The organism is Candidatus Omnitrophota bacterium (genome assembly GCA_021735655.1).
Classification (GTDB): Bacteria; Omnitrophota; Gorgyraeia; order Duberdicusellales; family 4484-171; genus JAHKAJ01.
The window spans coordinates 23,108-36,582 of record JAIPGM010000010.1; the positions used below are offsets into that span (position 1 = coordinate 23,108).

At 36.6% G+C, this 13,475-nt stretch carries 14 protein-coding genes; 10 read left to right on the forward strand and 4 right to left on the reverse strand.

Features of this window, described 5'->3' with window-relative positions; genetic code table 11:
- Position 1: 1 nt before the first annotated feature.
- The 6 genes from K9L86_07325 to K9L86_07350 are packed head-to-tail and all read left to right on the forward strand — an operon-like array spanning position 2 to position 6,473.
- Positions 2-514, forward strand: coding sequence for an OmpH family outer membrane protein (locus K9L86_07325; protein MCF7908660.1), 513 nt, complete (start codon positions 2-4; stop codon positions 512-514).
- Positions 511-1,545, forward strand: coding sequence for a UDP-3-O-(3-hydroxymyristoyl)glucosamine N-acyltransferase (lpxD, locus tag K9L86_07330; protein MCF7908661.1), 1,035 nt, complete (start codon positions 511-513; stop codon positions 1,543-1,545). Before K9L86_07325 ends, lpxD begins: the two co-directional genes overlap by 4 nt.
- Positions 1,546-1,548: 3 nt before the next feature.
- Positions 1,549-2,862: a UDP-3-O-acyl-N-acetylglucosamine deacetylase gene (lpxC, locus tag K9L86_07335; protein MCF7908662.1), complete on the forward strand. Its 1,314-nt coding sequence runs from the start codon at positions 1,549-1,551 to the stop codon at positions 2,860-2,862.
- A 60-nt stretch (positions 2,863-2,922) separates the two neighbouring features.
- Positions 2,923-3,699, forward strand: a complete 777-nt coding sequence (gene lpxA / locus K9L86_07340; GenBank protein ID MCF7908663.1) for an acyl-ACP--UDP-N-acetylglucosamine O-acyltransferase — start codon at positions 2,923-2,925, stop codon at positions 3,697-3,699.
- On the forward strand, positions 3,696-4,508 hold the full coding sequence (lpxI, locus tag K9L86_07345) for a UDP-2,3-diacylglucosamine diphosphatase LpxI (protein ID MCF7908664.1): 813 nt from the start codon (positions 3,696-3,698) through the stop codon (positions 4,506-4,508). Before lpxA ends, lpxI begins: the two co-directional genes overlap by 4 nt.
- Positions 4,509-4,526: 18 nt before the next feature.
- On the forward strand, positions 4,527-6,473 hold the full coding sequence (locus tag K9L86_07350) for a SpoIID/LytB domain-containing protein (GenBank protein ID MCF7908665.1): 1,947 nt from the start codon (positions 4,527-4,529) through the stop codon (positions 6,471-6,473).
- 3 nt (positions 6,474-6,476) lie between these two features.
- Here K9L86_07350 and K9L86_07355 read toward each other — a convergent pair whose 3' ends face one another.
- Together K9L86_07355 and K9L86_07360 are read right to left on the reverse strand one after the other, a co-directional pair.
- Positions 6,477-7,856, reverse strand: a complete 1,380-nt coding sequence (locus K9L86_07355) for a radical SAM protein (protein MCF7908666.1) — start codon at positions 7,854-7,856, stop codon at positions 6,477-6,479.
- Positions 7,813-8,655: a glycosyltransferase gene (locus K9L86_07360; GenBank protein MCF7908667.1), complete on the reverse strand. Its 843-nt coding sequence runs from the start codon at positions 8,653-8,655 to the stop codon at positions 7,813-7,815. The genes K9L86_07355 and K9L86_07360 overlap by 44 nt, the downstream gene beginning before the upstream one ends.
- Positions 8,656-8,729: 74 nt before the next feature.
- Between K9L86_07360 and K9L86_07365 the strand changes: the two genes are divergently transcribed.
- From K9L86_07365 to K9L86_07375, 3 genes are read left to right on the forward strand one after another with little or no spacing between them, the layout of a single operon-like run.
- Entirely contained in the window at positions 8,730-8,981 is a 252-nt protein-coding gene (locus K9L86_07365; protein ID MCF7908668.1) for a hypothetical protein, read from the forward strand.
- 30 nt (positions 8,982-9,011) lie between these two features.
- Entirely contained in the window at positions 9,012-9,473 is a 462-nt protein-coding gene (locus K9L86_07370) for a zf-TFIIB domain-containing protein (protein ID MCF7908669.1), read from the forward strand.
- Position 9,474: 1 nt separating this feature from the next.
- Positions 9,475-10,098: a hypothetical protein gene (locus tag K9L86_07375; GenBank protein ID MCF7908670.1), complete on the forward strand. Its 624-nt coding sequence runs from the start codon at positions 9,475-9,477 to the stop codon at positions 10,096-10,098.
- On the opposite strand, the gene K9L86_07380 is transcribed toward K9L86_07375, so the two are convergent.
- Complete coding sequence (locus K9L86_07380) at positions 10,078-10,947, reverse strand: DUF5131 family protein (GenBank protein ID MCF7908671.1); 870 nt, start codon at positions 10,945-10,947, stop codon at positions 10,078-10,080. The genes K9L86_07375 and K9L86_07380 overlap by 21 nt on opposite strands.
- 3 nt (positions 10,948-10,950) lie before the next feature.
- Positions 10,951-12,204 (reverse strand): B12-binding domain-containing radical SAM protein, encoded by a 1,254-nt coding sequence (locus tag K9L86_07385; protein ID MCF7908672.1) that lies wholly within the window; start codon positions 12,202-12,204, stop codon positions 10,951-10,953.
- A gap of 22 nt (positions 12,205-12,226) precedes the next feature.
- On the opposite strand from K9L86_07385, the gene hemW reads away from it, so the two are divergent.
- The gene (hemW, locus tag K9L86_07390; protein ID MCF7908673.1) at positions 12,227-13,351 is read left to right on the forward strand and encodes a radical SAM family heme chaperone HemW; all 1,125 of its coding nucleotides are present in this window, start codon (positions 12,227-12,229) and stop codon (positions 13,349-13,351) included.
- The last annotated feature ends 124 nt before the right edge of the window (positions 13,352-13,475 follow it).

Here is a 13,475-nt window from a genome sequence, read left to right on the forward strand (position 1 = left end):
AATGAAGAAGTTTTTAGTTTTTTTGATTGCTCTTGGGGTTATGACTAGCCTTGCTTTTACATCTTTTTCAGAAGATTTAAAAATTGGTTATGTTGATATTTTTAAGGTTTTTAATGAATACCAGAAGACCAAGGAATATGACAAAACCTTGGAAGCAAGGAAGAAGGATATAGAAAAACAACTTGAAGAAAAGAAAAACATTTTAGAAAAAATGCAAAAGAAACTTAGCGTGATTAAAGAAGAAGAAAAGGCTAAGGAACAGGAAAAAATAGCTAAAGTTGTTGAAGAGTACCGTGAATTAGAGCGTACAGGTTTTATTGATATTAAAAAGGCAAGAGATGAGAAGATGAAGGAAATAATTGAAGATATCAATAAAATTATTGATGATTACGCAAAAAAAGGTAGCTTTAACTTAATTGTTAATGAAAATGCTGTTCTTTATGGTGATAAGGTTATGGATGTAACCTCAGACATCTTAAAAATTGCCAATAAGCAACATAAGAAAAGTAAATGAGATTCACTCTTGGGGAAATTGCCCGTCTAGTCAACGGAGAGCTAGTCGGCTCGCCGGATACTCTCATTACTGGTATTTCAGGCATTAAGGAAGCTAAGGAAGGGGATATAACCTTTTTAGCTAATTCTAAGTATTCTTCTTTGATGCAGGCGACCTGTGCCTCAGCGGTTATTACTTCACGCGAACCTCTGGAAACGAAAAAGCCAGTTATTAAAACTGACAATCCTTCAATAGCTTTTACTGCAGTTGTCGGATTGATTGCCCCTGACGGTGTTGAACATCCTAAAGATATTCATCCAACCGTAATTATATCTAAAGAGGCGCAGATTGCTAAGGGTGTTGCTATTGGGGCTTATACGGTAGTTGAGAAGGGTGTTTCGATAGCCGAAGGGACAATTATCTATAGTGGTTGTTATTTGGGTAGCAATACGAAAATTGGTAAAAATTGCCTCATTTATCCACACGTATCAATAAGGGATAGGGTAGAGATAGGAGATCGAGTAATTATTCATTCGGGAGCAGTTATTGGCAGTGATGGTTTTGGTTTTGCTATGGTCAAGGGGGTTCAGGAGAAAATTCCTCAAATTGGAACAGTATTAATAGATGATGATGTTGAGATTGGCGCAAATGTTACTATTGATCGAGCAAGGTTTGATAAGACAATCATTGGCAAAGGCACTAAGATAGACAACCTTGTTCAAATTGCTCATAATGTAGTTACTGGCGAAAACTGTATTATTGTAGCTCAAGCCGGTGTTTCCGGGAGTACGGTTTTAGGTAAAGGGGTTATTTTGGCTGGTCAGGCCGGTATCGTTGGTCATATCTGTATTGGCGATAAGGCAATAGTTGCTGCTCAGGCCGGAGTTACAAAGAGTATTCCGGCTGAAACAAAAGTTTCTGGGTATCCGGCAAAGCCGCATCGAGAAGCTAAGCGAGTAAATGCCTGTCTCCAGCGTCTTCCGGATATGTATAAAAAGATAAAAGAACTAGAGGATAAAATAAAAGGGCTAGAGAAAAAATTGGATAAATAAAAAATGGATAATCAGAGAACAATTAGTAAAAAAATAGTTTTTGAGGGAGTTGGTCTGCATACCGGTGTAAAAACTAAATTAGAGATGCTGCCGGCGGCAGTAGATTCGGGGATAACTTTCTTAAGGCAGGATATTGATTCTCCGACTTTGATTAAGGTAAGTCCTTACTCGGTTTTAAATCCGGAAAAGTTTCCTCGTCGGACTTCGATTGGATCAGGCAAGGTATGTGTCCATACGGTTGAACATTTGATGGCCGCGTTGCATCTTCTTGGTATTGATAATCTTCAAATAAATATTTGGGGTGAAGAAGTTCCTGGTTTAGATGGGAGCGCTAAGGATTTTGTTGAGCAGATACAGAAAGTGGGCTGCATTGAAGAGTCAGTAGCTCGTGATAGGTTAATTATAAAGGAGCCGCTTTGGGTGGAGGAGGGCTCAGCCAGTGTAGTAATTTTACCTTACCATACGTCTCGTATTTCTTATGTGCTCAATTACGATAGCCCGCTTATTGGTTCTGGCTATGTTGATGTTGTGATTAATGGAAGTTTAAATAATAATCTTTACGAGGCGCGAACTTTCTGTTTAGAGAATGAAGTTAAGTCTTTACTTGACATGGGTTTAGGAAAAGGTGCTAATTATAAAAATACCTTGGTAGTTTCTGAAAAGGGTATTGTTGATAATAAGTTAAGAGTTTCTGATGAATTTGCTAAACATAAAATTTTAGATTTAATCGGAGATCTATATTTAGCTGGACCGATACAAGGTCATATAATTGCAATCCGTGGTGGACATTCATTGAATATAAAATTGTTGGAGAAGCTACGTCGCTATCGCGAAAGAGCAAAAAGTGCTGGCGTTGCCTCTCAAACAGCCTATATTCCCAAGGAGACCGAGCTAAATGCCGAAGAGATTATGAAAATACTTCCTCATCGTTACCCTTTTCTTTTGATTGATCGAATAACCTATTTAGATAAAGGGAAGCGAGCCGTTGGGATCAAAAGCGTTACTATGAATGAGTACTTTTTCCAAGGTCATTTTCCCAGCCGGCCAGTTATGCCCGGTGTTTTGATAGTTGAGGCAATGGCCCAAGTGGGCGGCGTACTCATGCTTGCTTGTGAGGAGCATAGCGGTAAATTAGCTTACTTTATGGCGGCAAATAATATAAAATTTCGAAAAACAGTGGTTCCTGGAGATCAACTACGCATTGAAGTCGTGGTTGGTAAGGTACGTAGCAAAACCGGAGCAGTAAGCACGAAGGCTTTTGTTGACAATAAAGTTGTTGCTGAGGCTGACCTTATGTTTGCGCTTGTTGAGTCATAATCTTGACTGTTAAAGAGTTTTCTTTGCCCTACCTTTAATTTCTGATATAATAATCACCCTATGACTAGTAAAATTGACCCTAGAGCTTTGGTGAGCCCTGGTGCCCAGTTAGCTGATAATGTTACAATCGGTCCCTTTGCGGTAATCGGTGAAAATGTAAAGCTTGGCGCCAATGCTATTATTGATTCTTTTGCCCAAATTCTCGGATACACTGAGATTGGCGAGGGTTGTCATATTTTTCCTTATGCGGTAATTGGCAACGTTCCTCAGGATTTAAAGTATAATGGTCAAAAGAGTTTTCTGATAATCGGCAGCAATAACTGTATTAGGGAATTCGTAACGATTAATCCTGGAACTGAGGAAGGCTCTAAGACCGTTGTTGGGGATAACAATCTTATCATGGCCTATTCTCACATAGCTCATGATTGTTTAGTTGGCAGTGATAATGTTTTTGCAAATGCTGCCACTTTGGCCGGACATGTGACAATTGGAAATAAGGTTGTCATTGGAGGGCTGGTTGCTGTGCATCAATTCTGTCGTCTTGGTGATTTATCGATAGTTGGCGGTTGCTCAAAGGTTGTCCAAGATATTGCACCCTATTCAACTAGTGACGGGCATCCGGCTTCTGTTCGTGGGGTAAATTTGATAGGGTTACGTCGGGCTAAATTAGATTCAACAGTCATAGCCAATTTAAAAAAAGCATTTAAAATTCTCTTTTTTGAGAATCACACTTTTGATAGAGCAAAAGTCTTAATTAGCGAAAGCCTACCGCAACAAAAAGAATTAGAATACCTTATTAACTTTATTTCTTCCTCTAGGAGAGGAATGAGTAAATGAAAATAGGAATTATTGCTGGAAATCGTCTCTTACCTTTACTTCTCGCCCAGAGAATTAAGCAAAATAATAGTCAGCTGCAAGTAATTGCTATTTGCTTTAAAGGGGAAACTGATTCGACAATCAAGCGTTATGTCGATAAAACTTATTGGCTAGATGTCGGAAAACTTAGTGAGCTTAAAAAAATTCTTCAATTCGAAGGCCTAAAGCAATGCATTATGGCTGGCCAGATCAACCCCCTACATATTTTTCGCAGTAAGACTTGGGATGCTGAGCTTAAAAGCCTAGTCGGTAAAGTTGAAGATTTTCGCCCGCACACAATATTTAAAACGATAGTCAATAGCCTCGAGGCTGGGGGAGTTTCTTTTCTTGATTCTACGGCCTATTTGGGAGAGGACCTGGCTGAAAATAGAGTAATGAACGATTTAGGGCTTAAAACCAGCATAACCAAAGATATTGATTTTGGCTTAGAGGTTATATCCCGTTTTGTTGAGCTTGATGTTGGTCAGACAGTTGTTGTTAAGAAGGGCAGCGTTGTCGGTCTTGAGTCATTGGAAGGGACTGACAGAACTATTAAGCGAGCTCACCGTTTGGCCGGATCCGGCTGTGTAGTATTGAAATTTTCAAAAGCGAATCAAGATTTACGTTTTGATGTTCCAGTGGTGGGAATTTCTACTCTTAAACTTCTAAAACGCATTAAAGCCGAAGCTTTAGTTCTAGAGAAGGAAAAGGTTATAATCCTTGAGAAGCCGCGCTTTTTATCATTAGCAAAAAAGTGGAAGATTCCCGTCCTCGGTCGTGTCCGTAAATAATCAGCCCCTAATAATTAGATGAAACCTTTAATTGTATTTTTTTGCTGTCTATTTTTAATTTTTTCGGCAAATACTTTTTATGCTATTGCTGAAGATAGTAGTCTAGAATCTGCCGATGAGGCTTTAATTTTTTTGGACACAAAGCTTGACCTGGAGTACTATCTTAATACGGCAATTCTTTTTAAAGCTTCCGGTGAGAATGAACGTGCACTTGAAGTTTTATCTAAGGCTGAGAGCCAGTTTCGAAATGATCGGCGTTTTGTTGCTTATCTCGCTAGGTTTAACTACCTTTTAGGTAATTCTCAGAAAGCTTTAGATATCTTCGCTGAGCTTAAAAATAAAAACTGGGATGATTTTATTTATTTGGGGCTAATCTATGAAGACTTAGGTCAAATTAATAAGGCAATTAGTAGTTATTTGGCTTCATTAAAGAGCAGAGATAATAGTATTGCTTTATTTCGTTTAGCCAAAATTTATCGAAAGCAACAACGCTATCGAGAAGCGATTAGCTATTTTAAACGCTTAATAAAAGCTGATTCCAGCATTAGGCTTAGCTATTATTATCTTGGTGAATGTTTATTGAAGAAGGCTAAGCATGATGAGGCTTATAAATATTTATCCAAAGCAATAAAGTTTTATCCTGAGTCAGGGTCGGTGGCTAAGCTATTTGATCAGTCAAAGCAGGCCCTAGGCAAAGATTTTTTTATTGCTAAGAAGAATCTAAAGGATAAACAGAGAAAGAGGGTCGAATCTCCTAGTTATGTTCCGAAAGATGGAACTTTTGATATCGCGATCGGTTTAGCTAAGGAGCTAAAACAGTTTTCCTTCTCTTCGAGAGGTAATTTTGTTATTAGTGGCAAGGGGGCTACATTTTCCGGTCAGGCTAATGTTATCTATACTGTTACTCTTCGGGATAAAAAGTTAATTTTGCAAGGTTATCAGGATAAAAAGGAATATGCAGTATTTAGTGATTCACTAAGTATTTTTTATTTCGATAGTATTAATAAAGTATATCCTTTTTATTTGTTTGATATCACCTATGGTAAGGGAAATTTCTGGCATAAGACAGTTGATCGGGCCTATCGGGGGGCTATAGAGGTTTTAGTTAAAAAAGGGACCCTGACCCTAGTTAACCGTTTGAGCATCGAGGAGTATCTTTATGGCGTCTTGTCAGCTGAAATACCGTATGCTTCTGGTAAGGAAGCTTTAAAAGCTCAGGCAGTTGCTGCAAGAACTCTTGTGTTTAGAAATCGTGGTCGTCACCGACACGATGGTTTTGATTTTTGCGCTGATGTGCATTGTCAGGTATATCAGGGGATGAGTGCGGAGACCCTACCAACAACTTCAGCAGTTGAGGAAACTAGAGGACAGATTCTTGAATTTAATGATAAGCCAATTGAGACTTTTTATCACTCTAACTGCGGTGGCTGCCTGGCTAGTGATGTTTTCGGCAAGGAAGAATACCTAGTTAATAAAATTGATTTTAATCAAGCTAATCTTCCGAGATTTGCTTATGAACGAGAAAGGTGGTTTATCGAATCACCAGAAACTTTTTGTTCTAAAAATTCTAGCGGCTACCGCTGGCAAAGAATTTATGATTCGGAAGATTTTCTAATTGCTTTTGGTTTTGAATTAAAAGAGGTAAAAAATTTCTTTTCGCATGAAATCGGAGAATGTTCTCATCATAAAAAGGTTGAGCTGATCAGCACAAAGAAAAAAAAGAGTTTAAGCGGGGGCTTGGCGATAAGAGATTATTTGGATAAACTGAGAAGCAGCGCTTTTATGGTTGAAATTAAGTCATCGGCCAATAAACTTTCTGAAATGTTTATTATTTGGGGGGCTGGCTTTGGTCACGGAACCGGTCTTTGTCAGGAAGGTGCAATTGGTATGGCTGATCAGGGTTATAACTATCAGGAAATTTTGCATCATTATTATCCCAAGACAAAGATAAATACGGTTTATTAAATCTTATAGCCCTAGGAGATATTTTTCTACTTTTTTACTAGAGTCGAACTCGCCTAAAGATTTCCAAATATCCTTACTTTCCATACAGAGATAAAGCGGGGTTTTTTGGTCGTAATTTCTTATCCAACCAGCCATTTTTTGATAAATTTCAGTTCGTAGAAATTTAGGATAGCGCAATTTTTTATCATCGCCGACAAATAGCTCGCCATAAAAAACATTACTTTTAGGAAAACGAAGTTCAGATATTGTTTTCAGTTGACGATTTGAACGTAAGGTCCCTAAACTTATCCAGGCAAAGGGTGGCTTTAACTGGGTATAGAGAGCCTTAATCAGTGATTGGTAGCTTTTTTCCCAGCTAGGATAGTGGATTATTGGATCAAAGTGAAAAGCAAGTCCGTAACCAGCTTGTTTAACTTTTTCGACAGCGGCTAAGCGCTGAACTAAACTGGCAGTAGCAATTTCTTCAGAGACGATTAAGTCAGAGGGATTAAGTGACCAGGAGATAATGATGTTTGGTGAAGATTCTAGTTTAAGAAGATTTTTAATAGATGCGCTTTTAGTTTTTAATTCAAAGAGGACGTTTTTATTTTTGAAATAGGGAATTAGTTTTTTTGAATACTCGGTAATTTCATCTAGGGCGAGTGAGTCACAAAATTCTCCGGTCCCAATTCTGATTGGATTTTTAAGTTTTTTGTAAAAGCTATCAAATTTTTCAAAAAAATCATCTAAATTACCCGGCAAAGTTATTCCCGGAAAGTTAGTATAATGTTGTAAGAAGCAATAAGAGCAGTCAAAGGGGCAGCCAAAGCCAAGATTAAATATCCAATAACCGCAACCGAGGTGGTTTTTTGTGCAGGGACAAGGTTTTAAAAAGTCCCACTTTTCTTTGACGATGAAAACGAAAGGTTTTTTTAGCTCTGATACGGTGAATTTGTGATTTTTTAAATAGTCACTGGTTTGTTTGATTTCTTCAATAGCTACCTTGGGAAATTTTTTTCTAAAGTTATCAACCAGAAAGCTATTTCTTACTTCTTTTTCGACTAATATTTTTAGGGGTTTAAATTTACTTTTCGGTTTCCAGTTAGCATCAATCGGTTGGCCTAATTTGTTCAGGAATAAGCTATTAGCTTCAATTTTTTGCTTTTTTGAACTAAGCGGAAACCGCCACTCAGTAAGAACTTTTTTTAAGCCAAAAAACTTATCGCGTCCAGAAATATTATTAATTTCAGGGTGAGCTTTAAGTATTCTTATTATTTCGGTTTCCGGGATATTTTCACGTCGGCTAATTTCAAAAATTAACCGACTGATTATCCTTAGTTGGTTCTGATTTACTTGGAAGTTAAAGGTTTTTTTTATATTTAGCAATAAGTCTTCGATATTCATTTGCTTCTTTTAGTTTATTTCTTTTTATAGCCCCCTTGATGTAAATTGTGCATTTTTGTTTTAATTCTCGATAGGTTGCCAAATAGTCAGTGTTACTCAACTTACCATTTTTAAGTATTTTTTCAAGGGCATAAATTCTAAAGGTGTCTATTGAAGGGTATTTTTTTGATTGTTGGTCAGAGTGACCGCCTTCTTTTATGGTTAAATGTTTTGGTATGAGAAATACCGGATATTTTGAAGTAAGCCTCAGAAATAAGTCATAATCTTCACAAACCGGGAGGTTGCTGTCGAAAAGACCTATTTTGCTAAAGACACTTCTTTTGATTACTGTTGTTGAAGGACTTATGCAGCATAGTTTTAAAGCCTGCGTAAAGACATGACCAGCTGGTTTTTTATGATATTTTTTTTCCGAAAGTAACCGGCCGTTACGATACCATATTTCTTCAGTATGAAATACCTTGTAGTTAGGGTATTGTTTTATATATTGGTGAGTAATCTCTAGCTTTTCGCGACAAAAACGGTCATCTGAGTCAAGAAAACAAATAAATTTGCCGTTTGCTTTTTTTATGCCTTTGTTTCGGGCGGCAGCCGGACCTTTATTTTTTTGATAGAAATAGTTGAGTTTTTTGTTTTTTAAAGCTTTTACTATTTCTTTGGTATTGTCAGTTGAGCCGTCATCAACCACAATTGCTTCGTAGTCAGAGAATGTTTGTTTTAGGACGGAACCTAGAGCAATCTTGAGGAAATCTTTTCGGTCGTAGGTAGGGATAATTATACTAAAAAAAGGTTTTTGTTCCATAGTATTTTCTGTTATTATAATTAGCGTAGGGTAAAAAGCAAGCTTTTTACCCAGCTTAAGCAAAGAGAGTATATATGAATCAAGGCGAAATCAACAAAGCTGAATGGGAAAATCAAAAAAATTGGCACGGTCCAAGCTGGATTTCTGTATACTACAGCAAAAAAGACAGCCGAGTTTTAGTACCTAAGCAGATACGATGGATGGGCCTGGGGCTAGAGAAAGCAACCCCAAATATTGGTAACCCGTTGGGGCTAGTTTTTCTTATTGCGGTTATTGTGGCAATTTTTTTGTTAGGTTTTATGCTATTTAAATTAGAAAAAGGGTAATTATTTAAAATAATAAAATGGAGGTAGTAAATGATAAATTGTCCTAAATGCCTTGGTAAATTAGAAGAGAAGAACGTAGAGAATGTAAAAGTAGATATTTGTTGGGTTTGCGAAGGAGTATGGTTTGATCGGGGTGAACTTGAAAAGGTTCTTGTCGCTGATTCAACAGATTTTAACAAAATTGATGTAGATCGTGATATTCTTGACGGCCAAGAAGCTAAAAAAATGCATGATGAGCTTGATAAAAAGATTAGTAAATGTCCTAGATGCACAAGCGACATTGAGCTAGTAAAGGAAAGATATCCTAAAGGAGTATCTGTGGATGCTTGCCCTGAATGTAGTGGTATCTGGCTCGATGGAGGTGAGATCCATAAGTTGAGAGACCGCACTCTAGTAAACATATCTGATAAAATTTATTCTATAAAGAGCATTTTTTCTAATGGCTTGCAACAGCTTATATATAGCAGGAGAAAACCTAAACCAAACCAATAAAATGAAATTTTACAGAATCCTTGGTTTATTAATAATTTTTGTTGCAAATAGCACGGCTTTTTGCTCTGAGGGTAAGCTTACCTTTATGGTTCAGGAGCCAAAAGGGAGCAACCTAGACTTAGTATCGTTTGAAGAGAAGCTGGTCGATTTTCCGTTTATAATTAAATATCCGGCTAAGTGGTATGTTCGAGAAGAGACTTCTGGCTTAATGTCGGGGCTATTCATCAGTCGTGAACCGGTGCTTAAGGTAGAGGATCAATATAAAACCGGAGTTGGGATTTATTATTTAGAAAATTATTTTTTTCGGACAGCTTCACCAGATTCAGAGTGGGGCAAAGGAGCTAAAAGCGTGCATTATGTTCCAAACTGGGATGAACAGAAAAACATTTATCTTACTAGTTTAAAAGAGCAGGGTTGTGTAATTTTTTCTGCCGTTGATACTATGGTTTCAACCTATCCGTCCTTAAAAATTGAATTTCAAAGTAAAGACTCTCGGATCATTACTTATTTTATTAAAAAAGATTTTGATTTAATTAATTTATTGCTTGAAGCCCCAGTAAAGGAATTTGCAGGTTATCAGAAGTTACTAGAATCAATTGTTAATTCATTCCAAATTACCGAATAAAGGGTTTTCGTAGTTAATCTTTTTGCCGTAGAACTGATTAAAGTCAGGAGCAATATAGTAGAAGCTAAAAGGGTATTGCTTAACTGCTTGTTTTATTTCAGACAGTAGCTTATCAGCGTAAGCTTTATAACTCTTTTCATTTTTATATACTTGCTCTATTTTTTTTGCTAATTCACTGCTTATATTTTCTTTAATTATTTCTGTTATTTTGCTGAAATTACCTTGTTTATTATGGTACAACTCAACATCGATTTCTTTAATTTCTTTTGGTATTAATTTTAAAATTTCTTTAAGGTTTGAGATATAAGGTATGAAAGGCCCGAGATGAATTCGTAAATGTACATCGGCCTTTATAATTTGTTTAATTGCTGAAAGTCGCTGATTAAGCGAGGGGGATTTTTTTTCAAATAGTTTAGTTATCTCGTCAGTTGAAAAGTTTAAGGTAAAAAATATCTTATTTTTTGAATTTTGAGTAATTAAGGATAAGTAACCAGCGATTAGATGAGATTTAGTAAGAATGGTGTAGGCGATGCGGTTTTGGTTGAGAATTTTCAGAATTTTCTCGGTTACTTTGTAATTTAATTCCTGATAGGGGAAACATTCAGTGGTTGATCCAAGAAGTACTCTTTTTGGTTTCTTATAAGCCAGCTCGTTTTCAAGTATCTGGGGGGCATTAATTTTTACGGTTAAAGAGTTAAAAAATGATTCCTTAGCTATGTTTTTGTTTTCCTGAGCGTAGCAGTAGAGGCATCCAAATTCGCAACCTTTATAGGGGTTAATTGTATAATCAGCGAGAGCTATCTGGGTTGGTGATAGGACCTTTTGGGTGTTGACGGTTATTATTTTCATTAGTTAGTAGATAAGGTTATTAATGAAGCTTTTGGTATAACGTATTTTTTCTTTCTTAACGAGGGCTAAGAATTTTTCTACTCTTTGTTTTGCTTGTTTTAGAGATTCTCCCTGAACAGGATAAGCGTTAAGATAATCAGAGAAGGGGTTGGCTTGAGCAATTTTTGGAATTAGTTTTTTATGTTTTTTAATAAAGCTGAGGGTTTCTTGAAAGTCTTGCTCATTTTCTCCGGGGTAGCCAAAAATAAGGCTGATTTCAAAATGTAATCCGGCTTTATTAAGAGTTTCGAAAAAGCTCAGGGCATTCGCTGAATCAAAACCCTTGTTCATTTTTTTCAACATTTTATCTGAGCCACTTTCAAGGCCAACAAAAAGATTGTAACAACCGCTAGACTTCATTAATTTAGCCAATTCTAGGGGAATTTTTTTGTCAACCCTAATTTGGGCTTCCCAGTTTATTTGAAAGTTATCATTTATTAAACTTTGACAGAAATTTTTTAACCAAGTTTTTCGGTAGTTTATTAATGAGTCTAAAAATACAAAGGAATTAGTTTGGTATTTAGCTTTAAGTAGCTTGATTTGACGAAGCATATATTTCACTGAATGCTGACGTACTTTTTTGTAAAGTAAACGCTCCGAGCAAAAGCTACATTGGTGGGGGCAACCGCGCAAGGAAAACAGTGGTAAGGTTTTAGAATAGTTAGAGGCATCAAGACCTGCGAAATCGTAAAATGGCAGATGATCAAGATCAGCTAATTCTTGATAGCGTAATATTTTATTTTTTCCGTCAGTAATTATATTTTCAAAGGCCATTTCGCCTTCGCCGATAACCCAGTAGTATCGGGGGTCTAATTTACCTTTTCTTTCTAAAGATAAAACTTCCGGTCCGCCAAAGATTATTTTTTTATTAGGGAAATTACTTTTTATTTTTTCAGCCAACGAGAATGAGAAATGGCTATTTCGTTTGGTGAGTGAAAAACCAACAAAGTCAGCACTTTTTATTTTGCTATACACATCTTCTAGTATTTCCGGATAGTGTTTTTCAGTTAAGGCAAAAAGGTTCTTTTCAAATTCTTTATTCAGAGTTAGCCAATTTGCTACTGTTTGATTGGTTCGTGTAAACAGGTTGATATTTAAATCAATTATTCCGGTAGCAATACCTTTTTTTTCTAAATAGTTTCTTAAATAGATCAGTGAAAGTGGAGGGTTTTTTAACCAAAATGGCGGAGCCTGAATGATATAGACTAATTTTTTCATTGCTGTATAATTATAACACAAAATGCCTGAATCACTCTATATCCACATTCCTTTTTGCAAGAATAAATGTTTCTACTGTGATTTTTACAGTATTACTTATGAGTCTGAACTGGCTCAGAAATATATTGGTGTATTGTGTCAGCAAATTGAAAATGCTAGTGCTGATTTTAAGACTATTTATATTGGCGGAGGTACTCCGAGCGTTTTAGATCTCCGGTTATGGCAGAAACTTTTAATTAGTTTAAGAAAGGTGTCTAAAAATTGTCAGGAGTTCAGCTTAGAAGCAAATCCTGAAAGTTTAGATAGCGCTAAGCTTGATTTATTTCTTGAAATGGGAGTTAATCGAATAAGTATTGGCTTACAATCCCTAGATGATCGAAAGCTTAAGAAATTAGGTAGAATTCATTCGGCAACTGAGGCAGTTAAAAAAGTCGAACAAGCTAGGGCTAGAGGTTTTCGTAATATAAGTATTGATTTGATTTTTGGAGTCTGGAACGAGAGCTTAGAGGGTTGGCAGAAGGAGTTGGCAAGGGCAGTAAAACTTTCGGTGGATCACATTTCACTTTATGGCTTAACCTATGAGAAAAATACCGACCTTTTTAGAAAATTAAAAAGTCATCAGATAAAACCGTTAAATGATCATATTATCGCCGAGATGTATAGCGACAGTGTTAACTATCTAGCCGAGCAAGGATTTTTGCGTTATGAGGTGTCTAATTTTTCAAAAGCCGGTTATGAGTGTCGACATAACCTTAACTATTGGGATAATGGCCCTTATCAAGCTTTTGGACCCTCGGCAGTCGCCTATCACAATGGCTGTCGTAAGCAGTATATTTCGGATCTTTGCTCTTACGTTGATGGTTTTGAATCGGCCAAGCAGATAGTGGCTACTAGCGAAGAACTTAACCCTGAGTTTCGAGCAAAGGAAACAGCAGCCATAAAGATAAGAACCAGGACGGGTATAGAGTCTGATTGGTTTAAGCAAAAAACTGGTTTTGACTTTTTTGCCCTAGAAGCTAAGGTTTTGGCGGAGCTCAATACAGAAGGTTTGGTGGCTTATCGGGGTGGCAGGGGTAAGTCAAAAACAATATTTTTGACTGATAAGGGTTTTTTGTTTGCCGATAGAGTTTCTTCGGCTTTTCTTTAAATTTGAAGAAATAAGCTCAAAACCGTTGCCATTATATATAATATTTAACTGGTCTTTTTGTAGTAGATTTTTTTCAATCCAATGGTATAATTATTTGGCTTGAAATCAGTCAATTAAGCTATTT